We start from the raw sequence: 25,959 nt of genomic DNA, 5'->3' as shown, positions 1-25,959 counted from the left end.
TGTTTCGCACCTGTCCGAGAGAGTGCACAATCTCATCAGCACCTATCGGTTCCGAACCGGTCGTTTGCAATCGCCTGCCGGACCGAATTCAGCCCTGCGGAGGACTGGATGGCTCGAAGTAAGGGAATATTCCGCCCACCCCCGGGCCCAAGAGCAGCGGATGTCTTTACGGATCGCGAGGACTCGCGCAACGTGCTGCGTGCGTTCTTCATCGAACTGCTGGCGCGCCCGTTCATCCTGTCTAAGCCGATCAAGGTGTTCTATGGGGTCGGGGGAGCAGGCAAGACCGCTCTGCGAGAAAAATCGATCAACGATTTCCGAGCGGAGATGCAGGATCAAGGAGGCCCTCCGCTCGCCTTTGCGCAAGTCGATCTCGATTCCGACACGTTCACCCCCGAGTACCCGATCTTCGATTTCTTCTCTCGACACCTGCGGACCGCGCTGAAACATGCGGGCTGTTCGCTTCCTCTGTTCGACATCTACTGCCTTGCCTGGAAGGCGCGAATGGCAGAGTCCGCTGCCTTCAGCCGCGATGAAATCGAGGAATTTCTTGGAGCGCCCGAGAAGGTTTCTGAAGTCGTCGGATCGATTTGGGCCCAATTCACGGATCTTGCCACGTCGATCAAAGGGGTCAATCTGGCGCTCAAGGCTGCAATCGCGTTCCGAGACTCCCGGCGCGCGAAGCGCTATGCCGAGCGTTTTCCCAATCTCGAGCTTGCAGAACTCGCGAGCGCAGACTTCGAGAAGCATGCCCATGATGTCCTTGCCGGGGACCTCCTGGATTTCCTCGAGGCGCAGGGCGAGCGCAACAGTCATCCCTACGCTTTGTGCATTGCCGTCGATGGTTTCGAACGGATTCAGTCCACCACCAACGCCCGCAATTCGCAATGGGCGCTGCAAGCACTGTGCGACCGCCTGGCGACGCACGAACCGCAGCCTCGTTGCGGTTTCGTCTTTTTCGGCCGCAACAGGGTTCTGTGGCGAATCCTTTACGACCACCGGGACGATGCACCGGAGGAAACCTGGGACGCCCTGATTGAACAGCACTGCGTCGGCGGCTTGAGCTTGGAAGACGCACGCCTTTTTCTGGGCCAGGTGATGGACTGGTACACGGCGCACGCGACCGACTCTGTATGCGGGCAGATTCTTCAAATCATGGTCACAAACGGCGATGCGATTCTCGACGCCGCCGAGGAGAGCCCTGCGGAATCGACCGAACGCAGTTTTCACCCTTTCGCACTGGATCTGGCGATCAAACAGATCGGCACGCACCGTGACCACTTCGATTCGCGTGTGCATCTGGGCCATGGGCACAAGGATCTGCAGGAGCGCTTCCTGCGCTACATGCCTGCGTCCCAACTCAGTGCATTGCAATCTCTGGCGCTTGCGCTGGAGTTTGACGAGGGGGTATTTCAGGTGCTGGTCAGCCGGCATGTGATCAAGGGCATCCAGATTCAGGACTTTCACGACCTTGTCGGGCCGGACAACTCCCACGTTCTGCCCATCGGGCAAACCTACCGATTTCACAGCAAGATGCAGGAGGCCTTGCTCTCAAACCTGAAGGACCAACAAAACGGTCCGAAGAAGGCGGAGACGGTGATCAACGTACTCGTCGCGCACTATTCCGAGTTGCTGGCGCAAGGCGTTCGCCAACATGCGACGGGTGCCCTGCTAGCGGCTTTCACGCGAGCCTCCGACATCCTGTTGAGCCACGCCCAAACCGGATTGCTCGATGCCGAGGTATTCCGCTCGGCATTCTTCACCCTGGAAGACTCGCTCCCCATTGGACTCCTTGCGAGTGCCCGCAAGACAGCCTGGATTCGCGCAAGCGCGATACTGGCTGAGCGGCTTGATGCGGACAGCCCTTACGCCTTGGAGGCTCGTGCCAACATCGCTGCCTGGACCGGCCAAGCCGGCGACCCGGGCGCGGCGCTGGCCCTGTTCAAAGCCCTGCTGCCGGAACAGCAGCGTGTGCTGCGCCCCGACGATCCGGACACACTAAGGGCTCGCGGCCATATCGCTGCCTGGACGGGCCAGGCCGGCGACGCGGGCGCCGCGCTGGCCCTGTACAAGGGCCTGCTACCCGATCAGCAGCGTGTACTGGGCCCCGACCATCAGGACACGCTGACGACCCGCGGCAACATCGCGGCCTGGACGGGCCAAATCGGCGAGCCGGGCGCGGCGCTGGCCCTGTCCAAGACCCTGTTACCCGACCAGCAGCGTGTGCTGGGCCCCGACCATCCGAACACGCTGGCGACGCGTGGCAACATCGCTGCATGGACCGGCGCGGCTGGCGACGCGGACGCGGCGCTGGCCCTGTACAAGGCCCTGCTACCTGACCGGCAGCGTATGCTGAGCCCCGACCATCCGGATACGCTGGCGGGCCGCGGCCATATCGCTCACTGGACCGGACGGGCCGGCGACGCGGGTGCGGCGCTGGCCCTGTACAAGGCCCTGCTACCCGATCAGCAGCGTGTGCTGGGCCCCGACCACCCGGACACGCTGAGGACGCGCGGCAACATCGCTGCCTGGACCGGCCAGGCCGGTGACGTGGGCGCGGCGCTGGCGCTGTACAAGGCCCTGTTACCTGATCAGCAGCGTGTGCTGGGGCCCGACCATCCGGACGTGCTGACAACCCGCGGCAACATCGCTGCCTGGACCGGCCACGCCGGTGACGCGGGCGGGGCGCTGGCCCTGTCCAAGGCCCTGTTACCTGACCAGCAACGTGTGCTGGGCCCCGACCATCCGGACACGCTGACAACCCGCGGCAACATCGCTGCCTGGACCGGCCAGGCCGGTGACGCGGGCGCGGCGCTGGCCCTGTATAAGGCCCTGTTACCTGACCAGCAGCGTGTGCTGGACCTCGACCATCCGGACACGCAGGGGACTCGTGCCAACATCGCTGCCTGGACCGGCCATGCCGGCGACGCGTGCGCGGCGCTGGCCCTGTACAAGGCCCTGTTACCTGACCAGCAGCGGGTGCTGGGCCCCGACCATCCAGACACACTGAGGACCCGTGCCAACATCGCTGCCTGGACTGGCCAGGCCGGCGACGCGAGTGCAGCGCTGGCCCTGTCCATGACCCTGCTCCCTGACCAGCAGCGCGTGCTGGGCCCCGACCATCCGAACACGCTGACGAGCCGCGGCAACATCGCTCACTGGACCGGCCAGGCCGGCGACGCGGGCGCGGCGCTGGCCCTGTCCAAGGCCCTGCTAACTGACCAGCAGCGCGTGCTGGGCCCCGACCATCCGGAGACGCTCGGCACGCAAGATTGGATAGTCCATTTCGAGACGCAAAAGCGTTAAGACGGCGTGCCCGCGCAAGGTACTTGGCGAGGGTGCTTTACCGCCGCAAAACAGTCTCTGCCCCTGCGGGTCGGGAAAGCGATACAAACACTGCCATGGCAAGCTCGAGTAGGCGGTTCTTGCGGTATTGCGAGCGCTCGTTGCCGTCGCCAATGACCGTTTCGGCCAGCCCGTTGCATGCTCTTTCTGCCACCGCTGGTCCGTGGCCGGTCGGTCGAGGCAATTCGCAAATGGTCGCAATGAGGTTCAGGTGAAAGGCCAGTCAGACCGACGCTCTGCAGTCTGGTCTTCGCTTGCGGGCGGCAGGTCCACCCTGAAACCCGCCGTTTAGCCTTCGATGATTCGACTGGACCCAATGCAGACCTTAGTATCGCGCGGGATTGAAGATCAGCTTTCAGCAGCAACCGGTCGATTGTGGCGAGGAGCTACCGCCGAATCGCAGCCGGCCCGAGCGCTCACTGCGTGATCTGCGACGGTTGCGCAGCGTGCAGACCTACAGGTGGAAATCGCCCGCAGCTTCCGGTTGATAAAGCACTTTCCCAATCCGGATATGGCAGGTTCGGTTCGGAATCCGCCAGCTAAATGCATCGCCCTCCTTGTAGCCCAAGATCGCGGTGCCGATGCCGGAGCAAACCGATAGTTTTCCGGCGCGATCGTCCGCCTCCTCGGGGTAAACCAGCGCGACTTCCACTTCCTCGTCGTTCACCTGCAGCAAGGCCCGGGAGTTCATCGTGACAACATCCTCGGCCACTTTCCTGGGATCGACGACGATGGCTCGCTCGATCTCATGCTCGAGCTCGAAAATATCGGAGCCCTGTTCGAGGTCGATCAGACTCCTGAGCCGTGCCTTGTCGATCTCGGTGATGTAGATGTCGGCGGTGTGAACCGCAGGGCGTTCGCGCAAGAGCCGGAGATAGCGCCCCGAGCTCATGACCAGGGACTTCCTCGCCGGCGTTTCGCTTTCCGGCAAAAAGCCGCTACGCAGGAAAGCGTTCAGCGATCGCACGTTCTCCGGGTGGATTTTGGCGATGAGCTTCTCCGCGCGCATCTCGAAGAAGGCGAGCTTCATGCCTTCGCGGATGGCGCTGGCGCCGAACTTGCGACCCCAGTTGTCGCGGTCGCCGATGACCAGGACCATCTCGCAGTCCGGGCCCATCTTGACGAGACGCACGAAGCCCACTGGCACGTCGTGCTGATCATAGGCCATGAAGAACCGGCCGCCCTGGTTGAACAGATGGGTCAGGATGGGCAACTGGACCCGACCGATGACCTGCTCGATCGACCGGGAGACGTGGCGCGAATCGCTCAGAAAGCGGGTGACATCCTCGTCCTCCAGCCAGTCCATCAGCGTCAGCGCGTTTGCCCGGGTGATCTCGGGACACAGGGAAACGAAAGGTGTGTTCATTTTTAGAGACTCCTGCAGGGGTATGGGGAAGACAAGGACAAGCCGCGATGCTCAGGACGTGACCGGTGCATGCCAATGGCCGCTGAACAGCCGCTTCGGCAATTCCCGTGCGCGCACCCAGGCGCTGGCTTCCCATACCGCCACCGGCACGCTGAGGCCGGCGTAGATGCCGTAGCCTTCTCCGGCCTGGATGATTTCCTCTGCCGCCAGGCTCTCGCCCGCCTTGATTGCCCCGCCAGCGACGATGGATTTGCCGGAGACGATCCCCCAGGACGCTTCCAGATGCTCGCTGACATCGATACCCTGATTCACCTCGATGCCCTGCGCCGACCAGACGCTGCCACCGACCTTCAGAGCGCCCCGGACGCGGAGATTGCTCTGGCACTTCAGGGCGGCGCCCACCGCGACGTCACCGCCCACCGTCGTCTGGCCGCCAATCGTGCAATCCGTACCCACCTCGACATCCCAGCCGACGCGCAGGTCGCCGCCGCAGTCCAAGCGCTCCTCCACCAGCAGGTTCCAGTCGGCACGAACATCCCCCTCCACTTGCAGGCAGCCCAGCGAGCGGACATTTCCGGCCGCCCACAGGTCTTCACCAACCTGCAGGCTGCGACCGACCCGAATGCCGGACTCGGCTCGCAAGCCGCCCCCGATGCGCAGCACGGTGTCCACATCGATCGGGCCACGAACAAGCAGACTGCCGGCGAACACGACAGCGTCCGCTTCCAGCGCATCGACTTCAAGCACCGCCTTGGTCGGCCCGAACTGATCCATCAGCCAACAGGCATCAGAAATCCGCCCGGCTGCCACGAGCGCGTCGAGCAGGGGCTGGTAGTCGGAGCCTTCCTGAAAATGGCGCATGAACCAGCGGAAACCATCGGCACAGGGATTTTTCTGCCGGACAAATTGACGCGAGATATCCATCGCTCTCACTCCTTATCCGACCGCTTGATCACGGGGGGAGGCGGCATCGTCCGGCAATTGGACTACCGGGAAGATCAGTGCGGCACACACTAATTGCTGCAGCAATGCGCCGTGTCGGGCAGCAGGCGCCGGGTGGTTGAGGTTGCAGGCTCCCGGTGGCGGCCAGATGCTGTGGTTATGGACGTTCATAAAACTCCTGGATGGCAAGTGTTATCCCGCACCAGATGGGGCGGAAAAGGAATCGCGCTGCAGCCGCTGGCAATCGCTGAAGGATCAGGCGAATGGACGCGGCGTGCGGCACAAGCACGATGACGATGTGAAGCAGGGAAAAATGGCGAGTCCTGAAAGCGCGGCACCGACAACGGTCAGCCGCCAGCTCGCTTCAGTTGAGCCCGGCGATAGTTTTGTTGCGCTATTGGGGGAAAAGCGTATCGCCGGGCCTAGGAATCTGCGGCAATCGAGCAGACTCCTGGGCGTTCCGCGTGAAGCGACGCGGCACCACCACCCATCTTCGCGGCAGCACAGGGCGCGAAGACGATTGGGGCGGAGAGGGGGAACAGAGCCATGGGAGGACTATAGTTCGTCTCCAGAAACAGTGTCAAACCGACCCGCTGGGCCTGCCGAGGAATCCTCTGTTGGTTGACCAACGAATCTCATCACATCTAACCACGCCGTAGTCGTCCCAAGTGGCAGACGGCAGCTGACGTTCGTCGCAGAGCTGGCGCCAAGGACTGCTGACCGGCAGTTACCGCCACTCATGTGGCGCCGGTTGGGCGCCTCGAAAAACCTCGACTCGCCCGCCCTTGGTAAAATTACAGCGTCCTCAATCTCGCCATAGCCGACATCGATGAAACCGCGCAGCGCCATCAAGACCGACCTGTTCGCCGATGAACATCACCGCAAGAAGATCGACTCGCTGGTCGAGATCGAGTCGCACATCGACTTTGCGGCGCTGGCGGCCGAGGTTGACGCGAAAGCGCCGCGCCCGGGGAGTGCGCAGGGCGGGCGTCCGCCGTACCCGACCGAGACGATGGTGCGGATTCTGGTGTTGAAGCGCCTGTACAACCTCTCGGACGAGCAAATGGAGTACCAGTTGCTCGACCGCATGAGCTACAAGCGCTTCTGCGGGCTGTCGAACGCGACGAATGTTCCGGACCGCACCACGGTGTGGACCTTCGAGAATCGGATCGGCGAAGCGGGGGCGAAGGCCCTGTTTGACGGGGTCTCGGCGCAGCTGCTCAAGAAGGGTTTTATCGCGCGCGGCGGTCAGATCATCGACGCCACCTTGGTGCCGGCGCCCAAGCAGCACAACCGCCGGGGCGAGAAGGAACTGATCGAGCAAGGCGCAATGCCCGCCTCGTGGCGCCCGGCGAAGCGGCGCCAGAAGGATCTGGATGCGACCTGGACCAAGAAGCACGGCAAGAGCCACTTCGGCTACAAGCTGTCGATCAACGCAGACAAGAAGTACAAGATCATCCGCCGGATCGAGACCGATACTGCCAGCACGCACGACAGCCAGCACTTTGACAACGTCTTCGACACGAGCAACACGAGCCGCGACGTCTATGCCGATCGGGGCTACCCGTCCGAGCAGCGTGAAGCCAGGCTAAAGGAGAACGGCTTTCGCAACCAGATCCAGCGGAAGGGCAAGCGCAACAAGCCGCTGTCCGAGTGCCAGCAGCGACGCAACACACGCATCGCCAAGACGCGTGCGCGCGGGTCGAGCACGTGTTCGGGGCCATCGAGCAGATGGGCGGCAAGCTGCTGCGCACCATCGGTGAGAAGCGGGCGAACTTTGCGATGACGATGATGGCTGCCTGCTACAACCTGAAGCGGCTGGTGTATTTCAGGAAGGCCGGAATCAAGGCCTTCTGACGCCCGAAATGGGTCGAATCGCCGATGCCCGAGGCGATTCGAGGCAAAAACTGAGCGACACCGCGGGAAGAAGCGGTGATTTGCCGAAGGAACTGAACCGAATTCGGTCGCGGTCATCGTTGCGCGGCGGGATTTACTGAAAGCCTCGGGTTATTCGAGGTGCCCGGTTGTATGTCCGCAATGGCCGAGATGCACGTGTAGGCCGTCTGGCAGGTATCGGGGTGGAGCAGCAGTTCCAATGCTGTTCACAGGAAATACCGAATCTCGGCTTGTGGCCGGATGTTCGCTTTCGCGCGTCGTCGCCGTAAACGCCCGATCGCCAGCGATGCGACCTCCCCAACGTCTGGTCTTGACAGTACCCACGACCAAGAATTTACGACCAAGTGCTGCCGTTCTCTTATTCCAGCAAACGGCGATGCAAACGACCGCTGCACTTCGTAACCTGCCAGAAACGCAACTCACACAACTCGGCCTGAACGGCCGTTGGGTCGCCGCGCCCAATCAGGCATCAATGCGCCGGTTACCTGCCGCTCCGCCGTTCGTCACCGCGAACGACAGCTTTCCTATCCGGCGAATGCGACCTTCCGGTCGAGGCTGTGTGGAAACGCAATCGCAATGAACGCAGGCAGGTAGAGTTCAGTCGAGTTCGATAGGCGCGCGTTTTTCCGGCCGAAGGGGCGTGATCAGTGTCTACAGGGCGTCCGCAGGGCAATTCGGGCAGGGAATTGGGTCGGCTCTACATCAAGCTGCGGCCCACCGCAGCACATTCATTGCGCCTTTGGGGCCGTACAGGCTGATGATCCGGCGTAGGTTGTACGCCATCACATGCAAGCTCATCTCCGTCTGCACCCGTGGTCGGGTTTTCGTGAGGAAGTGCGTGGCACCCATCCAGGACTTCAGCGTCCCGAACACATGCTCAACCGTGCTGCGCCGCTGTCGCATCTTGCCGGGGCAGGCATCCAGCCGACGCTGCATGGACTCCAATACGGCCTCATGCTCCCAGCGCCGAACTCGGCGCTCTTTCTCCGCGGTCGTGCACCGCGCCTTGATGGGGCATTGCCTGCATGCACTCAGGTTGTAATAGGTGTGGATGACCAACCCCTGCTCGACAGACTGATGATGGCGTGGCAATAGCTGACCGCTGGGGCAGCGGTACGCATCCTGATCGGGTTGATAGACGAAGTCACGCTTGTCGAACAGGCCACGCGCCTTGTTGTCGCTGGTCATCGTCATGGGCACGAAGGGCGTAATGCCTGACTGCTCGCAGGCCAGAATTTCCGGCCCCTTGTAGTAGCCACGATCGGCAAGCACCTCCAGGGTTTCTTCATCTATCGCCACCTTGGCCTGCATGGCCATCGAGGCGAGTTGCGTACGATCATGGCCGAGATTCACGACATCGTGCGCGACGATCAGGTGATGCTCGGAATCGACCGCGACCTGCACGTTGTAACCGACCATCCCGGTGCCACGACCGCTGGTCGCCATGGAGCGCGCGTCCGGATCGGTCAGCGAGACCTGCTCATCGGGGGCCTGGCGCAGGCGCTCGCCCATCTCCTGCAGGTAACGCATCTGCTTTCTGAGCCGGACGAGTTTCTCTTTCAGGTTCTTCGTCTTGGCTTCCGTCTCCGCAGGCTGCGTGCGATCGGCGGTATCCAAGGCGTGCAGGTAGCGCTCGATGCTTTCCTCGATCTGCTTGATGCGCTGCTCCAGTTTGTGCGGCGTGAAGTTCTTATCCCGGTTGTTCACGGCCTTGAACTTGCTGCCATCGATGGCCACCACCGCATGGCTGAACAGGTCCAGCTCGCGGCACAACGCGATGAACTGCTTGCAGGCGTTGCGAATGCCGATGCCATTGTCTCGACGGAAATCGGCAATGGTCTTGAAGTCGGGCGCCAAGTGCCCCGTGAGCCACATGACTTCAACGTTGCGCTGGGCCTCCCGCTCAAGTCGGCGGCTGGACTGAACCCGATTCAGATAGCCGTAGATGTACAGCTTGAGCAACAAGCCCGGGTGGTAGCCCGGCCGTCCCGTGACGGCAGGCTGTGCAGACGCGAACCCCAGACCCGGCAAATCCAGTTCATCGACAAACAGGTCGATCACCCGCACCGGATTGTCTTCACCAATGAAGTCATCCAGTGATTCGGGCATCAACACCATCTGCGCCCGACTCTTCCCTTCGATGTATCGCTTCATCGCCCACCTCAAACCATGCTTTATGCATAGACAGAACCCTGGCGGGATGGTTCACGGTGTTTTCACACAGCCTCGACCGAGGCTGTGTGGAAACGCAATCGCAATGAACGCAGGCAGGTAGAGTTCAGTCGAGTTCGATAGGCGCGCGTTTTTCCGGCCGAAGGGGCGTGATCAGTGTCTACAGGGCGTCCGCAGGGCAATTCGGGCAGGGAATTGGGTCGGCTCTACATCAAGCTGCGGCCCACCGCAGCACATTCATTGCGCCTTTGGGGCCGTACAGGCTGATGATCCGGCGTAGGTTGTACGCCATCACATGCAAGCTCATCTCCGTCTGCACCCGTGGTCGGGTTTTCGTGAGGAAGTGCGTGGCACCCATCCAGGACTTCAGCGTCCCGAACACATGCTCAACCGTGCTGCGCCGCTGTCGCATCTTGCCGGGGCAGGCATCCAGCCGACGCTGCATGGACTCCAATACGGCCTCATGCTCCCAGCGCCGAACTCGGCGCTCTTTCTCCGCGGTCGTGCACCGCGCCTTGATGGGGCATTGCCTGCATGCACCCAGGTTGTAATAGGTGTGGATGACCAACCCCTGCTCGACAGACTGATGATGGCGTGGCAATAGCTGACCGCTGGGGCAGCGGTACGCATCCTGATCGGGTTGATAGACGAAGTCACGCTTGTCGAACAGGCCACGCGCCTTGTTGTCGCTGGTCATCGTCATGGGCACGAAGGGCGTAATGCCTGACTGCTCGCAGGCCAGAATTTCCGGCCCCTTGTAGTAGCCACGATCGGCAAGCACCTCCAGGGTTTCTTCATCTATCGCCACCTTGGCCTGCATGGCCATCGAGGCGAGTTGCGTACGATCATGGCCGAGATTCACGACATCGTGCGCGACGATCAGGTGATGCTCGGAATCGACCGCGACCTGCACGTTGTAACCGACCATCCCGGTGCCACGACCGCTGGTCGCCATGGAGCGCGCGTCCGGATCGGTCAGCGAGACCTGCTCATCGGGGGCCTGGCGCAGGCGCTCGCCCATCTCCTGCAGGTAACGCATCTGCTTTCTGAGCCGGACGAGTTTCTCTTTCAGGTTCTTCGTCTTGGCTTCCGTCTCCGCAGGCTGCGTGCGATCGGCGGTATCCAAGGCGTGCAGGTAGCGCTCGATGCTTTCCTCGATCTGCTTGATGCGCTGCTCCAGTTTGTGCGGCGTGAAGTTCTTATCCCGGTTGTTCACGGCCTTGAACTTGCTGCCATCGATGGCCACCACCGCATGGCTGAACAGGTCCAGCTCGCGGCACAACGCGATGAACTGCTTGCAGGCGTTGCGAATGCCGATGCCATTGTCTCGACGGAAATCGGCAATGGTCTTGAAGTCGGGCGTCAAGTGCCCCGTGAGCCACATGACTTCAACGTTGCGCTGGGCCTCCCGCTCAAGTCGGCGGCTGGACTGAACCCGATTCAGATAGCCGTAGATGTAAAGCTTGAGCAGCAAGCCAGGGTGGTAGCCCGGCCGTCCCGTGACGGCAGGCTGCGCAGACGCGAACCCCAGACCCGGCAAATCCAGTTCATCGACAAACAGGTCGATCACCCGCACCGGATTGTCTTCACCAATGAAGTCATCCAGTGATTCGGGCATCAACACCATCTGCGCCCGACTCTTCCCTTCGATGTATCGCTTCATCGCCCACCTCAAACCATGCTTTATGCATAGACAGAACACTGGCGGGATGGTTCACGGTGTTTTCACACAGCCTCGACCCAAAGCGGAAGTCGCACTTGCCCGAAAGCTGCCGTTGAGCGCTGCTGGCGGTGAGCAGCGCCGTCACGACGTCCGCTCCATTGTTTGGCGCATGACCTCCTCTCAAACCGGCTTGATGTTCTGGTTCATCCGGAAGAGGTTCGTCGGATCGTACTTCTTCTTGAGCTCCACCAGACGGTCGTACGTCGCACCGTAGGCGAACGCGATACGGTCTGTTTCGTCCTGAGTGAGGAAGTTGATGTACGCCCCGCCGCTGGCGAAGGGCTGTGATTTGGCGAAGAATTCGCGTGCCCAGCCGATGCAGCGTTCGTCCTCGGCGGCCGACTCCCAGCGGGCGTGCACGTTCATCACGTAGTTGGCGTCTCGACCCGAGTAGGCCATCGCCTCGGGCGCTACGCGCGCCGTCTGGCCGCCGATCGTGGCGACGAAGATCTCGCACTGTGGCGACGGCAGCCGGCCTGCGTATTCGATGATCGCGTCGATCGCGCCCGCGCTGAGCTGCGAGAAGTTATGCGACTTCCAGTAGTTGCGCGCACCGCGCGTCAACAGTGGATCGAAAGCCTGCTGCCAGGCGGTGTACGGCTGCACGCCGATGTGCTCGCCGAGCGTCGTGCCGAACCCGCGCAGCGGCTCGATCAGCTTCTCGCCCTCGACCGGGTCACCCGCATAGCATAGTGCGAGCACGACGATCTCTTTCCCGTGGACGTCTTCGGGCAGGAAGGGCAGCGGGGGCGCCTTGCGGGTGACCATCCAGACAGCGAGGTCGTCCGGCATCGTTTCCGTGAAGCGGGCGAACTGCGTAAGCACTGACTTCGCCTGGTCGAACGGGAATACGATGAGCCCGCTCAGCACGTCCGGCCCGACGGGATGGAGCTGGAACTCGAAGCTCGTGACAATACCGAAGTTCCCACCGCCACCGCGCAGCCCCCAGAAGAGGTCTTCGTTTTCCGTTTCGCTGGCGTGCACCGGGTTGCCATCGGCCGTGACGACGTCGGCGGAGAGCAGGTTGTCGACGGTCATGCCGTGCTTTCTGCTCAGCCAGCCGAAGCCGCCGCCGAGCGTCAGGCCGGCGACGCCGGTGGTCGAGTTGATGCCCAGCGGCGTCGCGAGGCCGTGCGCCTGCGCGGCAGCGTCGAAGTCGGCGAGGGTGCAGCCCGGCTCGACGCTCGCCCGACGGGCGTTCCGGTCGACCTGGACCTTCTTCATCAGCGAGAGGTCGATCATGAGACCGTCGTCGCAGACGGCGTTGCCGGCGATGTTGTGCCCGCCCCCTCGGATTGAGACGAGCAGGTTGTGTTTGCGCGCGAGCCTGACGGCCTGAACGACATCTTCAGGCGATACGCAGCGGGCTATCAGCCCGGGCCTTCGGTCCATCATCGCGTTCCATATCTGGCGTACCTCATCGTAGCGCGCGTCGTCAGGGAGAAGCACCTCCCCCTGGAAGTGCGCTTTGAAGTCCTCGATCTCCGTTTTTTGTAACCGATCCATGTCTTCCTCCGTTTCGCATAACGTGTTATGGCATTCAATTGCGATGCACATACCCGCCCATGAAATGTCGCACTAACCGCTTGTGACCTGCATGAACTAGCCGCTAGCTCATTTCTGTTCAGCGTAGACGTCCGCGATTGGCAAGCAAGGTGCTGCCCCCCAGCCTTCCCATGGCGTTACTCCTTGCATCCCGCTGGCCCGACCGGCGGCATGGGCAGATCGGCCAAGAGCCTCACGGGGGCCTCGTCAATGCTTGGTGATGACGACTTCGGCGTACTCGGCCGGCACGACAAGGGAAGCAGGTCCCGCCACGTTCAGGCGTTCCAGCAGTGCCGTAATGTCGGCCTCGAGCTTTGCCTGGCCTGCTTGATCGAGCGCTGCGAACGCCTTGTGCGTCGGCCCGTAGTAGTCGCGAAAGACCTGAATCCAGTGCGCCGCCGATGCGTAGCGGAAATTGAAGTGCTTGCGCTCGCAGCAGATTTCCACCGCCTGCGTACCGAACAATTCGGCCATATGCGGCTCGGTCCCCCACAACGCGGGAGAGCTCAGGCCCGCCGGCGGCGGGAGATGCGCGCCGATTACCTTGAACAACTGCCCGATGAACCCTTCCGGCGTCCAGTTCGCCAGGCCGATGCGGCCGCCGGGGCGAACGACACGCAGCATCTCGTTGGCCGTGCGGGCATGGCGCGGCGCGAACATCGCGCCGAAGGTCGACAGCACGACATCGAAGCTGGCATCGGCAAACGGCAGATCCTCGATATCCGCGACCCGGTAGGTCACGATGAGCCCCTCCGCCTTCGCGCGCGTGGCCCCTTTCGCCAGCAGTTCCGGCACGTAGTCGGTCGAGGTGACGTGCGCAAAGCGGCGCGCCGCCGCGAGTGTCGCGTTGCCATTGCCGGCAGCCACATCGAGGACGTGCTCGCCGGCCCTGACATCGACAGCTTCCGCGAGCGACTCGCCGACGATCTGCAGGGTGACGCCGATCACGGCAAAGTCGCCGCTCGCCCAGGTGGCCTGCTGCTTCGCCTTGATCGCGGCAAAGTCGGGTTGGGCGGGTGATGGGGCGGCAGTTGCAGTTTGCATCGGCATGGTTTCAACGATGGACATGATCTTCTCCAGAGTGAATCGACAGAGGCTTCGCTGGCCGATTGCGTCGGCGACGCGGCCGGTCGCGACCTCGCGGTTATGGCTTCGAGACGTAGAAGTAGTAGGTCGCGCTGTAGGGAATCCTCGATACTTGTCCCGCCTGCGCTTCGCCGCAGGTTTCGGCCGGTGAATTGCCGCCAGCGGTGTGCGCGCGCTGGATGCTGGTCGTCCGACTGAAGACGCCGCTTCCCGTCGTGGATTTGGCCTCCAGCAGCAGCCATGGAATGGCGCTGGAGTCCGGAGCGTTGTCCCGAGCCTTCACCGCGGCGGTCACTTTGCTTCCGTCATCGGATTCCCAGGTCGGGCCGGCATAGTGTTTGCCGATCCGGCGACCGGGCCTGTCGAACAGGTCGGCCTCCGGCGCCTTGAACGTCCACTCGAATCGCGTCGGCTCATCCGCGCGGGCTTTGCACTCGTAGATCTGCACCCCCTTCGCGGCAAGCTCGAGCGCCAGCATTTCGGTCGCCGGCGGACGAAGACTTTCGGGGATGGCGGGAAGCGTGCCGGCCTGGGACGTTGTGGAGCCCAGGACAAGCCCCGCAAGGGACAACCTCATTACCGTTCGGTCTTTCATCTCAGGATCCTGTCGATACGAAGGGTTGGAAGACGGGGCCGGCGATGCGCGCAAGCAGAAAGAGGCAATTGCCGGCCGCGAGCCCGGATTCGCAGCTCGCCGTCATTGCATGATCGGTGCGAGCGCCGTGCCGATGCGGTTGAACTGCGGCGCCGTGATCATGCCGCCCAGGATCTTCTGGAAGCGCTCGTCCGCGACGCCCGAAACGATGTACTGCCAGCGATAGGCCTGCAGCATCGTCTCGTGCAGTTGCTGCACCTGCGCATCGTCGAAGGTCCGGTCGCACACGCGCAGGAAATACTCGGTGTCGGCCTTCGCCTGCATCTGCAGGATGCCGTCGACCGCAGTGACCAGGTCGATGAGATCGGCGACGGCCGCATCGCGCTCTTCCGGCGTCAACTTGGCGTTCTCGCGCCGCCATTCGAGTTCGTCGAGAATCGCGTGCTGCGACTCCTCCTTCCAATGGAACAGGAAAACGTCCTTCCAAAGCTCGGACAGCGCGAGGTCCGGCTCGATGCTCTGGCGGTAGTGCGCCTGGGTGAAGAGCTCGATGTGGCAAGTTAATCCAAGCACTGCCCAGGTCGACTTGCTGAGCACGGCGGTCGCGACGTCGTTTGGCTTCGGCAGGAAGGTGTACCCGGGAGGCATGTCCGCGGCGATCATCGCCTCGATGCGGCGGAACAGTTCCTGATGCTTCAGTTCCTCATCGGTGAAGCGCACGAGCGCCTCGAGCGCGGTCTGGTCGCCGAGCGAATGCTCGCGGCTGATCTCGAGCATCTTGGCGCCGATGTAGCGTTCGACGAGCCCGAAAAGGTTGGCGTACGTACGCCCCTGGATCTGGCTCACCAGCCGTCTTTCGTCGGCATCGAGGAAAGACAGACGCTCGATCTTCGACAGTCCGTCGGGCAGGAACTTCTTCGAGAGGTCGAATTTGCGGCCGCGAATCACGTCGCGATCGATGTCCCAGCGGATGCGCTTCGATGCTTCGATGCACTTGGCGTAGCGATCGCTGCTGGCTGTGTGCTGCATGGCCTCCATGGTCTTCTCCTTGAGTTGCGTGGGCTCACCCTCCGATCGGCCTCCCGGGAACCGCGGGCGATGTCGCGGTGGATCGGCTGGCGTCTGGATTGAGGGCCAGTCTATTGAGCCGCCATGGCAGGCGAACTTCAGCGCGAGGCCGTTCTTGTTTCGTTTGTTTCAGGCCTTCGTTCCACCGCGCGTGCGTCCCGTCCAAGGGGCAATGAGTGATTGCATGTGCTAGCTTGGGGAATAAGGCCCGTGCAGCAGGCAGCCTCGAAACCGATCGTTGCCGTACCCGCAAGGCCAAAGGAGAGGGCGTGCTTCCATGAGCCCCAAAGCCACCATCCTGATCGTCGACGATGAGCCGGGCGTGCGCGAGGTGCTGGAGGAATACTTCGTCGCGCAGGGCTACGCGGCCCTGTGCGCGGCTAACGCCGGCGATGCGCGCGAGATCGCCGCCGGGAGTCCGGTTGACGTGGCGCTCGTAGACATCTCCATGCCCGGCGAGGATGGCCTGAGCCTGACGCGGCACCTGCGCGAGCACTACGCACGGATCGCGATCGTGATGCTGACTTCTGCCGGTACGGTCGTGGACCGCATCGTCGGGCTGGAGATGGGCGCAGACGACTACGTATCCAAGCCCTTCGACCCGCGCGAACTCCTCGCCCGCGTCAAGAGCGTGCTGCGCCGCACGTCGCTCGCCGCATGTGCCGATCTTGGCGCCGCCAGGGTTCGCGTCGGGCGGTGCGTGTTCGACCTCGGCGCACATCGGCTGACCGACGAGGCGGCCAATGACGTGCCGATGTCGCCGCTGGAGTTCGATCTGCTGAAGGCGCTGGTGGAAAACCCCAACCGGGCGCTGTCTCGCGAACGCATCCTGAATCTGAGCCAGCAGCGCGACATGGACCCGTTCGACCGCAGCGTCGACCTGCGCGTCATGCGCCTGCGCAAGAAGATCGAGCCCGACCCCGAGCATCCCCGGTTCATCAGGACCGTGCGCAATGCCGGTTATGTGTTCGTCCCGAGCGGAGAGTGAGGGCCAAGTGAAAACGTCGCTTTGGATGAGGAAACATTGGGCCGCTCTCGCGTGCGTCGCGCTCTTGCTCCCGCTTGCCGGGTGCGTGCGCGAACCGGAATCGGCGCTACGCATCGGCACCAACGTGTGGATCGGGAGCGAACCGCTCTATCTGGCGCGGGAGCTGGGTCACCTGGATCCCGATATCGTGCAACTCGTCGAATATCCGTCGGCGAGCGAAGTGCTGCGGGCGTTTCGCAACGAGGCCATCGACGGCATGGTGATCAGCCTCGACGAGCTTTTCGGGCTTGCCGTGGATGGGCTGCAACCCCGGATCATCCTGGTCGTGGACGTGTCTCATGGTGCAGATGTCGTCGTGGGCCGCCCCGGCATGCGCTCGATGACGGACCTCAAGGGCAAGCCGGTCGCGGTCGAAAGCGGTGCGCTGGGTGCCTACGTCTTGAGCCGGGCCCTGGCGCTCAACGGAATGCGGGCGAGCGACGTCAATGTCGTGCACCTCGAGTCGAACGAGCAACCCAGTGCTTTCGTGAAGGGCCAAGTGGATGGGGCCGTCACGTTCGACCCGTACCGCACGCAGTTGCTGCGCGCCGGCGCGACGACGCTGTTCGACAGCACGCAAATTCCCGGAGAGATCGTCGATCTCGTCGCGGTGCGAGCGACCGTACTCGAAAAACAGCCCAACGCCGTTCAGGCCCTGCTGACGGGCTGGTTCAGCGCGCTCGATTATCTGAAGCGCGAGCCCAGGGATGCGGCGCACCGCATGGGCATACGCCAGCAGACGACCGGCGAGCAGTTCCTCGACGCGCTGAAAGGTCTCCACATCCCGTCGCGCGAGGAAAACCTCAGGATGCTCGGCGGCCCGACACCCGAGCTTGCGGTCAGCGGGCGCCGACTCATGGCGTTGATGCAGGAAGAGAAGTTGCTGCGCGCTCCGATTGAAATCAATGAAGTGCTTGCACCGGGCCCGCTGGCGAGCTCGCCGCCGTGAGGATTCGCCTTCCGGCCTCGCTCAGGCTTACGGTCCCGCTCATCCTGCTGGTGTTTGCCGCGACGTTGAGTGCCTTCAATTTCGTCTACCACGTGCCGCGTGCCGAACTGGCGGCGGAGGAAGAGAGCCGCAAACGCCTCGCTCAGGAGATGTCGCGGCTGCAAAGCACGCTGGAGTACATGCTGCTCAAGGGCGACGAAGTGACCGCGCAACGCGAGATTGCGGTGCTCGCACACAACCACGACTACATCGTCGTCGTCCTCACGGATGACCGGCAATCGGTCATCGCGGCGACGCGTCGGGCGTGGCTGGGTCAGCCGGTCACCGACGTGCTGCCTCAGTTCGATCTCGAGCAGGCGGCCGGGGCGATTCGCGAACGCCGCGCGAGGGTCACCCACGATGACGCAGACAACGCATTGCTCGCCTACGCCGGAATCCTGATGGGAAGCGAGCGCGAAGAACTTCGTCCCTCGAGGGCCGGCAGCCTGTTCCTCGCCTACGATCTCAAGCGGTCCACAGCGGAGGCGCGCGCCCGGGTGCTACAGCAGTCGATCTACTGGGCCGGATGGGTGATCGCGCTTGCCCTGGCGATGTGGCTGGCGTTCCATTTCCTCCTGACGCGGCGCACGGCGCGATTGGTAGGCGCTGCCGAGCAACTCGCGGCCGGAAATCTCGCCGCCCGCAGCAAACTGCGTGGGCGCGACGAGCTCGGCCGGCTGAGTCGAGCTTTTGACGCGATGGCGGACGACGTGGCCGAGACGCAAACCCGCTTGCGTCAGGATATTGCCGAACGCGCCCGCGTGCAGCAGGCACTGGAGAATAGCGAAGAGCAGTATCGATCCATGTTCAATGCGTCGATTGACGGGCTGGCGCTGTGGAATGCCGCGGGGGAAATGGTCGATGCCAACCCGGCACTATGGAAGATCTACGGCTTCAGCGAAGCGGAGCACCGGGCTTCGCCGCTGAGCAAATTCGTCGGCCCGTCCTACCATCCGGATCTGCTGCGTTCGATTGCTGCGGGCGAGTCGTTGCACGTGCAGCTCACCGATTTGCGCAAGGACGGCTCCCCGATCGAAGTCGAGGTTCACGGCATCCCGATGCAGTATCAGGGAAAGCCGCATGTGCTGATGATCACGCGCGATATCACCGAAAAGAAGCGCTCCGAAGAGGAGCTGGCGCGCCATCGCGAAAGCCTGCATCAACGCGAGAAACTGGCTGCGCTCGGTTCGCTGCTCGCCGGCGTCGCTCACGAACTCAACAACCCGCTTTCCGTGGTCGTGGCGCGGGCGGTCATGCTGGAGGAACAAGGGGATTCGACGACCCAGGCCGCTGCAGCAAAAATCCGTACTGCCGCGGAGCGATGCGCGCGCATCGTGCGAACCTTCCTCGCTATGGCTCGGCAGCAACAACCCGAGCGCGTTCCGGTGGCGATCAACGAGGTCGTGTCGGCAGCGCTAGACATCACCGGCTACGCTGTTCGTACCAGTGGAATCGACGTGTCGCTCGATCTTGCCGACAATCTCCCGGCCGTGTCCGCCGACACCGACCAGCTCCACCAGGTGTTCCTCAACTTGATCATCAATGCGCAGCAAGCTCTGCAAGATCAGCCGGGGCCGCGCCGAATTCGCTTGACCAGCCGTTACGACCCGGCCAGCGACGTGATCCGCATCATCGTCGCCGACAACGGACCGGGCATTCCGGCGGGTCTTCGTGCACGGGTCTTCGAGCCTTATTTCACCACCAAGCCGGTGGGCGTCGGCACCGGCGTCGGGCTGGCGGTGAGTCTCGGCATCGTCGAAGCCCATGGCGGCACGCTTACCGTCGATTGTCCGGTCGAAGGCGGTGCCGAGTTCGCGATCACGCTGCCCGTGGGCAATGCCGACGCAGGGGGTACCGCTGCCCCGCCGCCTGTGAAGAAGAGCCCGAGCGCGCGCGCGATACTCGTCGTCGACGACGAAGCGGAAATTCGCGAAACACTGGCCGAGATTCTGACCGACGCGAGGCATCGGGTCGTCACCGCCAGTTCCGGGCGAGAAGCGTTGGAGCGCATGGCCGCCGAGCGCTACGACGTGATCCTCACGGACATCCGCATGCCCGATCTCGACGGGCGCGCCCTGTATCAGGAGGTCGAGCGACGCTGGCCCGAGCAGGCCGGGCGCGTGGTCTTCGTGACCGGGGATACCTTGACCGATGCCTTGCGCGAGTTTGCCGCCGCGAGCGGCCGTCCGGTGATCGAAAAACCCTTCCTGCCAGGCGATCTGCGTGGGGTCGTTGCCGCAATTGCCGGCCCTCCGTGAGCCAGCCTCGTCCGCTGCAGCGGGTCGACTGCGTAGGGCAGCCGGGGGTTGAAGTGCGTGACGATCGTCGTCCAGCCAGGCTGAGCTTTTAGCCAGCCGACGACCGGCTCCCGACAACAAGCTCAATCTCGAGTTGGCGCGCGACGGCTCAGGCACGCGCGTGTCGGGCCATTACTGCGTCACGACCGACGATCCGGCAGGGTGGCAGGATCTGCCACCCCAGGTTCTTTCGAGTCTCAACAACACATTCTGACCCGGGAGACTCCCGATGTTCGAAGATGAACGTCCCTGCCCGTACTGTCGCGGCGCCCGCGAAAACAAGACGAACATCGAGCGGCCTTGCCGGGTCTGCGGCGGCTGCGCGCGTGAGCAGGGCTCACACGACGACGTTTGCCGGGCGTGCAACGGCCGGGGGATGGAGTCGACGTGGGAGGACCAGCCCTGCTCCGCGTGCCACGGCCGGGGCTACCTGTGAACGTGCTTCGCCCCACACTTAGGCAGTGCCGTCCCGGCCTGCAGCCGCGCCGCAGGCAAGGGTTGCGCACACCTTATCCACAGAGCTGTCCCAGGCTAGCTGTGGATAAGTCTGCTCAAATCGCGGTGCATGCCTGATCTGCTGGCGGCGGACTTCCGCAAGCTAGCCGTTGATGGCCGCTGTCATAGGGGTTCCGATGAGAACGACGGCGGCGCTAGGGCGGCCATCCCTGCCTGCCCTACCGGTAAAGCGCGGACATCGTCTACATCACCGTGGCCCGGCGCATGGCATACGTTTCGCGCCCATCCGGCAATCGTCCAGCCACTCATCGGCAATAAGGCCCTCCGGATCGAGGGGTGCCCTGGTTCCGACAACTGAGCGCCCCGCCCTTCGTCCCCGACCCGGACTGCGCAGTCGGTTGGCAACTTCACAAGAGTAGCTGACGTTCGCCAACCTACTGCCCTCGTCGCATCGCCGGCTTGAACTGCCGGTCAGCATACCGTTCGGCGGCTTGCCAACGTCAAGTTTACGGTGCCCCCTCAGAATCACACTTCCGGCCAAAAGCCGCCACCGAGGGCCAGCGCTCGTTAGCGGTCATCCGGCATGGGCCCGCGGTATGCTGCGCACGCGACCCGGATGAATATCGCGGGGCTGATCCTCAAGGAAGCCTCCGACCTCGGATCGTCCACCTAATCGATTCACGCTCTCACGTTGGTCTCAATTTGCGCCTGCCTTGTCTCACCACGAGACGCAGGATCTTCGCGACCTAATTCGGAAGAGTGCTCAGTCGTTTGTTCTTAAAGGAATATCGCGTGCCAGGGCGGAATCAATTAGTTGGCGCGCCCCTTGCATAACGGAGCTAGGACCAAGAAGCCCGGTTCCGTAACGACAACACGAAAAGTGAGGAGACATCAGCCACTCGCTACAACGAATTGAAGGCCCTGCAGAACGGTAAATCATGGGGCGGCCTGCTCCACTTCGACAGGGAGGAGCCTTCTGGTAACCGTCAAGCAAACCAGAAACGGAACGGAACAGCCGCTCTGCCAAGTTGCGTTCGCGCGTCCTGAGGCTACCGATTGGCGCACGGTAGCGACATTATTGTTGTGCGGCGAATCCCCGAAAGGAAATAAAGGATACGAGCCCCCATCGGCGGGCTAAGGAGACAAAACGTGCTGAAGATAACCATGGCCAACACCCTTCGTCGCTCACTTTGCGTAACAGCTGCAATCGTAGTTTGCGCATCAGGGAGTTTGATCACGCCGCCCCGTGCGGTAGCGAGCGAACCGCTGGAAGCCACCCCTCATACCGTATCGGTCAATAGCAAGACACTCAGTCAGCTTCCGTTTTCTGATCGTTCGGACTACGAAGACGCCGCCCGCGGGAGAATCGCCGGCCTGCCCCAGAGCGAGGTGAAGACCGCCGATGGAAGAAGGGCTTGGAACCCCGGTGCCTTCGGCTTTATCGAATCGCCGGATTCGCCTCCCACCGTAAATCCCAGCCTTTGGCGGCAGTCCCAACTGAACGGCATCACGGGCCTGTTCAAGGTCGCCGACAGGATCTATCAGGTCCGCGGCGCGGACCTGGCGAACGTGTCGATCATCGAAGGCGATACGGGAATCATCGTGATCGACGCCCTCATGTCCGAGGAAACCGCGAAGAACGCGCTGAAGCTATATTTCGAGCACCGTCCGCAGAAGCCGATCGTCGGCTTCATCTACAGTCATAACCACGTGGATCACTTCGGAGGCGCCAGAGGCGTTGTCGACCGGGCCTCGGTCGCAGGGGGGCAGACCCAGGTCATCGCCCCGAAGGGGTTCATGGAGACCCTGGTTGCCGAGAACGTCATTGCCGGCCCCGCAATGAACCGACGAATTCAGTACCAGTTCGGTACGGCCGTACCGGTCGGTGCCAAGGGCCGCGTAGACGGGGGCTTGGGCCAGACGATTTCCACCGGAACCGTGACGGTCGTGCCGCCCACGATCGAGATCAGCGAACGGCGACAGAAGATCACTGTTGACGGCATCGAAATCGAATTCCTGCTGACGCTCCATGCGGAGGCGCCGTCGGAAATGGTCATGTACTTTCCGCAGTTCAAGGCTCTCAACACCGCGGAAATCGTGACGCCGCTGCTCCATAACCTCTACGCGATCCGGGGGGCATCGGTGCGCAGCGGCGCGGAATGGTCCCGCTATATCGCTGAGATGATGCACGAATTCCCTCAAGCAGAACTCGTATTCGCCCAGCACCATTGGCCGAAATGGGGCACGGAAAAGGTGAAGAGCTACCTCTCCCAGCAAAGAGACCTGTACAAGTTCATCCACGACCAGTCCGTGCGACTGATGAACAAGGGCTACACGCCGAACGAGATCTCGGCGCAATTGGAACTGCCGCCCACGTTAGCCCAAAGCTGGTGGACCCGCGGCTATTACGGAACCGTGAGCCACAATGCAAAGGCGCAGTATCAACTCTATCTCGGGTGGTACGACGGCAATCCCGCGAGCCTGAATCCGCTGCCTCCGGCGGAAAGCGCCGCGAAGTTCGTAGCCTACATGGGGGGCGAGGGCAATGTGATCGCCCAGGCCAAGAAGGACCTCGAAGCGGGCAATTACCGTTGGGTTGCAGAGGTGACGAAGCACGTCGTGTTCGCCAACCCGGACAATCGCGAAGCTCGCGAACTGCAGGCCCGAGCATTCGAGCAACTCGGCTATCAGAGCGAATCGGCGATCTGGCGCAATGCATACCTTCAGGGCGCATACGAGTTGCGCAACGGCGTGAAGGCCGGTTCCGGAGCCAGGATCGTCAGCCCGGACCTCATTGCCGCGATGCCGACATCCCTCTACTTCGACTATCTCGGCGTCAATCTCGACCCGAGCCGAGCCGACAAGGAAAAGATGGTGCTGCAGTGGAAATTCGAGGACAGCGGGGAGTCGTACGTGGTCAACGTCGAAAACGCCACGCTCACTTACCTTCCCGGCGGTTCTCAGGGTACGCCCGACGCTACCGTCGCGCTCAATCGCGGCGTGCTGGACGACCTGATGATGCGCAAGACGACCTTCGACGAAGCCCTTCGCTCGGCACGCATCAAGGTCACAGGCAATGAAGGGAAGTTTGTCGCCTTCACCAAGCTTTTCGATACCGGCACCCCGGGCTTCGACATGATCGAGCCTTAACCACCGGGCGCGGCAGGCGAGCTCGACGCCTACCGCTCCAAGCGACACATTACAAAAGCAAGTCGTGGCAGCGCCCGCGTCGCTTCGGCGCCGGACCAAGCCCAACAACGACAGGAGACGAAGATGTCAGACCTTAACCGCAAGGTCCACGAAGCGCTCGCGCAGATCGGGCGAATGACCCGCCGCGACTTCATCCGTTTCGGCGCCGCAGTGACGAGCGCAGCCACGCTCGGCAGCCTGGGCGTAGCGAACGCCGCCCTCGCCGCCCTGCCCGAGGGCGTGCACGTCATGACCGAGTCCGAGCATGCGGTGTTCGCCCGGCTGCTCGCGGTGATGCTGCCCACCGAAGGAAGCCGGCTGGTGCCCACCACCCAGGTGCCAGTGATGCAGACACTGGACGCGGCGCTGCTGGCCACCATGCCGCCCCACCTCCTGGAAGGCCTCAAGGGGGGTGTGAAGTATTTCGATGAGGGCCCCATTCCACGCTACGGCAAGCGCTTCACCGAACTCGACGACGCCGCCGCGGCGCGCTTCTGCGACGAGTGGGCGAACGCGCCGGAGGCGCCGCACCGCGCACTGGCGATGGGGCTGAAGAAGCTGGTGGGCCTGGCCTACTGGGCCAATCCCCCAACCTGGGTGCCCCTCGGCTACGACGGCCCGGTCACCAGGAAGTGGGGCCTGAAGTCCCTCGGCAACGCTCCAATGCCCAAGTGATCCCCGGGAGAGAACGCACATGACCCAGAAAATGATCGCGCAGGTCCCACGCCACGGCCTCAAGCTCACCCAAGCGGCCGACGTCAAGCAGCCTAGCATCCACCTGGCGGCCGACGCGGTGATCGTCGGCTCGGGCGCGGGCGGCGCCATCGCCGCCTACGAACTCGCCGCCAAGGGCAAGACGGTGGTGGTGCTCGAAGCCGGCCCCTACGTGCCCTCGGAGAAATTCACCGAAATGCTGGCCATCGCCATGGGCACGCTGTACCAGGACCACGGGGGCCAGTCCAACACCGAAGGCGACATCAGCATCCTTCAGGGTGCCTGCGTCGGCGGCTCCACGGTGGTAAACGCCGCACTCTGTTTCCGTACGCCGGACTACTACCTCCAGCAGTGGGCGCAGGAGTTCGGGCTCACCAATCTCACTCCAGAAGTGATGGCGCCCTATTTCGACAAGGTCGAGGCCAATCTGCATATTCGCCAGAATGCCCCCCACGAAACCAGCCCCGGCGCCGAGCTGATCAATGCGGGGCTGAAAAAGCTCGGCATCCCACCCGGCATCGCCAAGCGCAACATCAAGGAATGCGGTCTCACCGGCTTCTGCTTCGCGGGTTGCGTGTCGGATCGCAAGCAGTCGATGCTGGTGACCTACCTCCCTTGGGCGGTCGCAAAGGGGGCCCAGCTTTTTGCCGATACCCGTGTCACCAAAGTGCTGGCGGACGAGGGGAATGCCCGGGGCGTGGAGGCCGAAGTCGTCGACCCGGCGACCGGGCGCAAGAAGGCGGATCTGCGCATCGATGCCCCCATCGTGGTGCTCGCCGCCGGGCCGGTACAGACCCCGCTGCTGCTGTTGAAGAGCGGGCTCGCGAACAGCAGCGGCCAGGTCGGCAAGAATTTCGCCTGCCACCCGACGATGTCGCTCACCGCCGAGTTCGACAAGCCGGTGGACGACTTCCACGGCGCCACCCATTCGCTCTACGTCGACAAATACACGCTGCCGGAAGAAGGCGGCTACCTGCTGCTGAACGCGGTGCAGGATCCGGTGGAGGCGAGCTTCCAGGTCGAGCCCGGCACCGGTAAGCCCTATGTCTCGTACATGAGCCGCTACCGCAATACCATCCGCCTGATCACCCTGATCCATGACAAGAATGTCGGCGAGGTGGGCTGGACGGACGGCGCGAAGGCCATCCGGTACACGGTCGACGACGCCGACTTCGAATCGATGAAGGCCGGCCTCAAGACCAACGCCCGGGTGCTGTTCGCCGCCGGCGCGAAGCGCATCCACTTGCCGACCTCGCACGCGCTGGCCATCGAGGGCCCAGCCGAGATCCACCGGGTGATAGACGGGCTGAGAAACGAGCCCTCACGCTATCGCTACACCTCGTTTCATCCGCAGGGCACCTGCCGCATGGGCGCCGATCCGGCGCGGACGGTGGTGAACCCGAAGGGCGAAACCCACGACGTGCGCAGGCTCTACGTCGTAGACGCCAGCCTGTTGCCAACGTCCATCGGCTACAACCCTTCGGAAACGGTGTATGCGCTCGCGCACTACATCGCCGACCAGATCAATGCTCCGCAAGCCTGAGCCAGCG

At 62.9% G+C, this 25,959-nt stretch carries 17 protein-coding genes and 1 pseudogene; 10 read left to right on the top strand and 8 right to left on the bottom strand.

What is annotated here, in order from left to right; all coding sequences use genetic code 11:
• Positions 1 to 192 precede the first annotated feature (192 nt).
• Entirely contained in the window at positions 193 to 3,306 is a 3,114-nt protein-coding gene (locus tag GO608_RS01495; RefSeq protein ID WP_169200325.1) for a tetratricopeptide repeat-containing protein, read from the top strand.
• Complete coding sequence (locus GO608_RS19650) at positions 3,284 to 3,418, top strand: SEC-C metal-binding domain-containing protein (protein WP_169200337.1); 135 nt, start codon at positions 3,284 to 3,286, stop codon at positions 3,416 to 3,418. The genes GO608_RS01495 and GO608_RS19650 overlap by 23 nt, the downstream gene beginning before the upstream one ends.
• Positions 3,419 to 3,799: 381 nt before the next feature.
• Here the strand turns inward: GO608_RS19650 and GO608_RS01490 are convergent, their stop codons facing one another.
• Positions 3,800 to 4,711: a bifunctional GNAT family N-acetyltransferase/nucleoside diphosphate kinase regulator gene (locus tag GO608_RS01490; RefSeq protein WP_169200324.1), complete on the bottom strand. Its 912-nt coding sequence runs from the start codon at positions 4,709 to 4,711 to the stop codon at positions 3,800 to 3,802.
• A 51-nt stretch (positions 4,712 to 4,762) separates the two neighbouring features.
• Positions 4,763 to 5,635: a hypothetical protein gene (locus GO608_RS01485; protein ID WP_169200323.1), complete on the bottom strand. Its 873-nt coding sequence runs from the start codon at positions 5,633 to 5,635 to the stop codon at positions 4,763 to 4,765.
• An 847-nt stretch (positions 5,636 to 6,482) separates the two neighbouring features.
• Between GO608_RS01485 and GO608_RS01480 the strand changes: the two are divergent.
• Positions 6,483 to 7,292 (top strand): annotated as a pseudogene (locus GO608_RS01480) (IS5 family transposase); the annotation flags it as partial.
• Positions 7,293 to 7,306: 14 nt separating this feature from the next.
• Positions 7,307 to 7,510 carry a transposase gene (locus GO608_RS19645; protein WP_425532289.1) on the top strand — a complete coding sequence of 68 codons (204 nt, stop codon included), beginning with the start codon at positions 7,307 to 7,309 and terminating at the stop codon, positions 7,508 to 7,510.
• Positions 7,511 to 8,251: 741 nt separating this feature from the next.
• Here the strand turns inward: GO608_RS19645 and GO608_RS01475 are convergent.
• The 6 genes from GO608_RS01475 to GO608_RS01450 all read right to left on the bottom strand — a co-directional run bounded on the left by GO608_RS01475 (position 8,252) and on the right by GO608_RS01450 (position 15,708).
• Positions 8,252 to 9,703: an IS1182 family transposase gene (locus tag GO608_RS01475; RefSeq protein ID WP_247002689.1), complete on the bottom strand. Its 1,452-nt coding sequence runs from the start codon at positions 9,701 to 9,703 to the stop codon at positions 8,252 to 8,254.
• 229 nt (positions 9,704 to 9,932) lie between these two features.
• Positions 9,933 to 11,384, bottom strand: coding sequence for an IS1182 family transposase (locus GO608_RS01470; protein WP_247002686.1), 1,452 nt, complete (start codon positions 11,382 to 11,384; stop codon positions 9,933 to 9,935).
• Between the two features lie 180 nt (positions 11,385 to 11,564).
• Positions 11,565 to 12,950: an FAD-binding oxidoreductase gene (locus tag GO608_RS01465; RefSeq protein ID WP_169200374.1), complete on the bottom strand. Its 1,386-nt coding sequence runs from the start codon at positions 12,948 to 12,950 to the stop codon at positions 11,565 to 11,567.
• Between the two features lie 246 nt (positions 12,951 to 13,196).
• Entirely contained in the window at positions 13,197 to 14,057 is an 861-nt protein-coding gene (locus GO608_RS01460; protein WP_169200373.1) for a class I SAM-dependent methyltransferase, read from the bottom strand.
• Positions 14,058 to 14,133: 76 nt separating this feature from the next.
• A complete protein-coding gene (locus GO608_RS01455; RefSeq protein ID WP_169200372.1) occupies positions 14,134 to 14,670 on the bottom strand; it encodes a DUF3455 domain-containing protein in 537 nt (178 codons plus the stop codon).
• 102 nt (positions 14,671 to 14,772) lie between these two features.
• Complete coding sequence (locus tag GO608_RS01450) at positions 14,773 to 15,708, bottom strand: hypothetical protein (RefSeq protein WP_169200371.1); 936 nt, start codon at positions 15,706 to 15,708, stop codon at positions 14,773 to 14,775.
• A 307-nt stretch (positions 15,709 to 16,015) separates the two neighbouring features.
• On the opposite strand from GO608_RS01450, the gene GO608_RS01445 reads away from it, so the two are divergent.
• The 6 genes from GO608_RS01445 (at position 16,016) to GO608_RS01420 (ending at position 25,952) form a co-directional block, all read left to right on the top strand.
• On the top strand, positions 16,016 to 16,726 hold the full coding sequence (locus GO608_RS01445; protein WP_169200370.1) for a response regulator: 711 nt from the start codon (positions 16,016 to 16,018) through the stop codon (positions 16,724 to 16,726).
• Positions 16,727 to 16,751: 25 nt separating this feature from the next.
• Positions 16,752 to 17,714, top strand: a complete 963-nt coding sequence (locus GO608_RS01440; protein ID WP_211159615.1) for an ABC transporter substrate-binding protein — start codon at positions 16,752 to 16,754, stop codon at positions 17,712 to 17,714.
• 416 nt (positions 17,715 to 18,130) lie between these two features.
• Complete coding sequence (locus GO608_RS01435) at positions 18,131 to 20,011, top strand: hybrid sensor histidine kinase/response regulator (protein ID WP_247002684.1); 1,881 nt, start codon at positions 18,131 to 18,133, stop codon at positions 20,009 to 20,011.
• Between the two features lie 1,644 nt (positions 20,012 to 21,655).
• Positions 21,656 to 23,656 carry an alkyl/aryl-sulfatase gene (locus GO608_RS01430; protein WP_211159614.1) on the top strand — a complete coding sequence of 667 codons (2,001 nt, stop codon included), beginning with the start codon at positions 21,656 to 21,658 and terminating at the stop codon, positions 23,654 to 23,656.
• A gap of 123 nt (positions 23,657 to 23,779) precedes the next feature.
• Complete coding sequence (locus tag GO608_RS01425; RefSeq protein ID WP_169200367.1) at positions 23,780 to 24,370, top strand: twin-arginine translocation signal domain-containing protein; 591 nt, start codon at positions 23,780 to 23,782, stop codon at positions 24,368 to 24,370.
• A 19-nt stretch (positions 24,371 to 24,389) separates the two neighbouring features.
• Positions 24,390 to 25,952 carry an FAD-dependent oxidoreductase gene (locus GO608_RS01420; protein ID WP_169200366.1) on the top strand — a complete coding sequence of 521 codons (1,563 nt, stop codon included), beginning with the start codon at positions 24,390 to 24,392 and terminating at the stop codon, positions 25,950 to 25,952.
• The last annotated feature ends 7 nt before the right edge of the window (positions 25,953 to 25,959 follow it).

Origin of the sequence: Aromatoleum buckelii, from assembly GCF_012910785.2 — a bacterium.
Taxonomy (GTDB): Bacteria; Pseudomonadota; Gammaproteobacteria; order Burkholderiales; family Rhodocyclaceae; genus Aromatoleum; species Aromatoleum buckelii.
The sequence above is the reverse complement of the archived record's forward strand: the minus strand, read 5'-3'. Positions and strand labels throughout refer to the sequence as shown.

What these genes read in the sequence shown, in the direction of transcription:
- GO608_RS01490 (WP_169200324.1), bottom strand. Translation starts at nt 4,711, where the DNA reads ATGAACACACCTTTCGTTTCCCTGTGTCCCGAGATCACCCGGGCAAAC.
- GO608_RS01485 (WP_169200323.1), bottom strand. Translation starts at nt 5,635, where the DNA reads ATGGATATCTCGCGTCAATTTGTCCGGCAGAAAAATCCCTGTGCCGAT.
- GO608_RS01475 (WP_247002689.1), bottom strand. Translation starts at nt 9,703, where the DNA reads ATGAAGCGATACATCGAAGGGAAGAGTCGGGCGCAGATGGTGTTGATG.
- GO608_RS01470 (WP_247002686.1), bottom strand. Translation starts at nt 11,384, where the DNA reads ATGAAGCGATACATCGAAGGGAAGAGTCGGGCGCAGATGGTGTTGATG.
- GO608_RS01465 (WP_169200374.1), bottom strand. Translation starts at nt 12,950, where the DNA reads ATGGATCGGTTACAAAAAACGGAGATCGAGGACTTCAAAGCGCACTTC.
- GO608_RS01460 (WP_169200373.1), bottom strand. Translation starts at nt 14,057, where the DNA reads ATGTCCATCGTTGAAACCATGCCGATGCAAACTGCAACTGCCGCCCCA.
- GO608_RS01455 (WP_169200372.1), bottom strand. Translation starts at nt 14,670, where the DNA reads ATGAAAGACCGAACGGTAATGAGGTTGTCCCTTGCGGGGCTTGTCCTG.
- GO608_RS01450 (WP_169200371.1), bottom strand. Translation starts at nt 15,708, where the DNA reads ATGGAGGCCATGCAGCACACAGCCAGCAGCGATCGCTACGCCAAGTGC.
- GO608_RS01445 (WP_169200370.1), top strand. Translation starts at nt 16,016, where the DNA reads ATGAGCCCCAAAGCCACCATCCTGATCGTCGACGATGAGCCGGGCGTG.
- GO608_RS01440 (WP_211159615.1), top strand. Translation starts at nt 16,752, where the DNA reads ATGAGGAAACATTGGGCCGCTCTCGCGTGCGTCGCGCTCTTGCTCCCG.
- GO608_RS01425 (WP_169200367.1), top strand. Translation starts at nt 23,780, where the DNA reads ATGTCAGACCTTAACCGCAAGGTCCACGAAGCGCTCGCGCAGATCGGG.
- GO608_RS01420 (WP_169200366.1), top strand. Translation starts at nt 24,390, where the DNA reads ATGACCCAGAAAATGATCGCGCAGGTCCCACGCCACGGCCTCAAGCTC.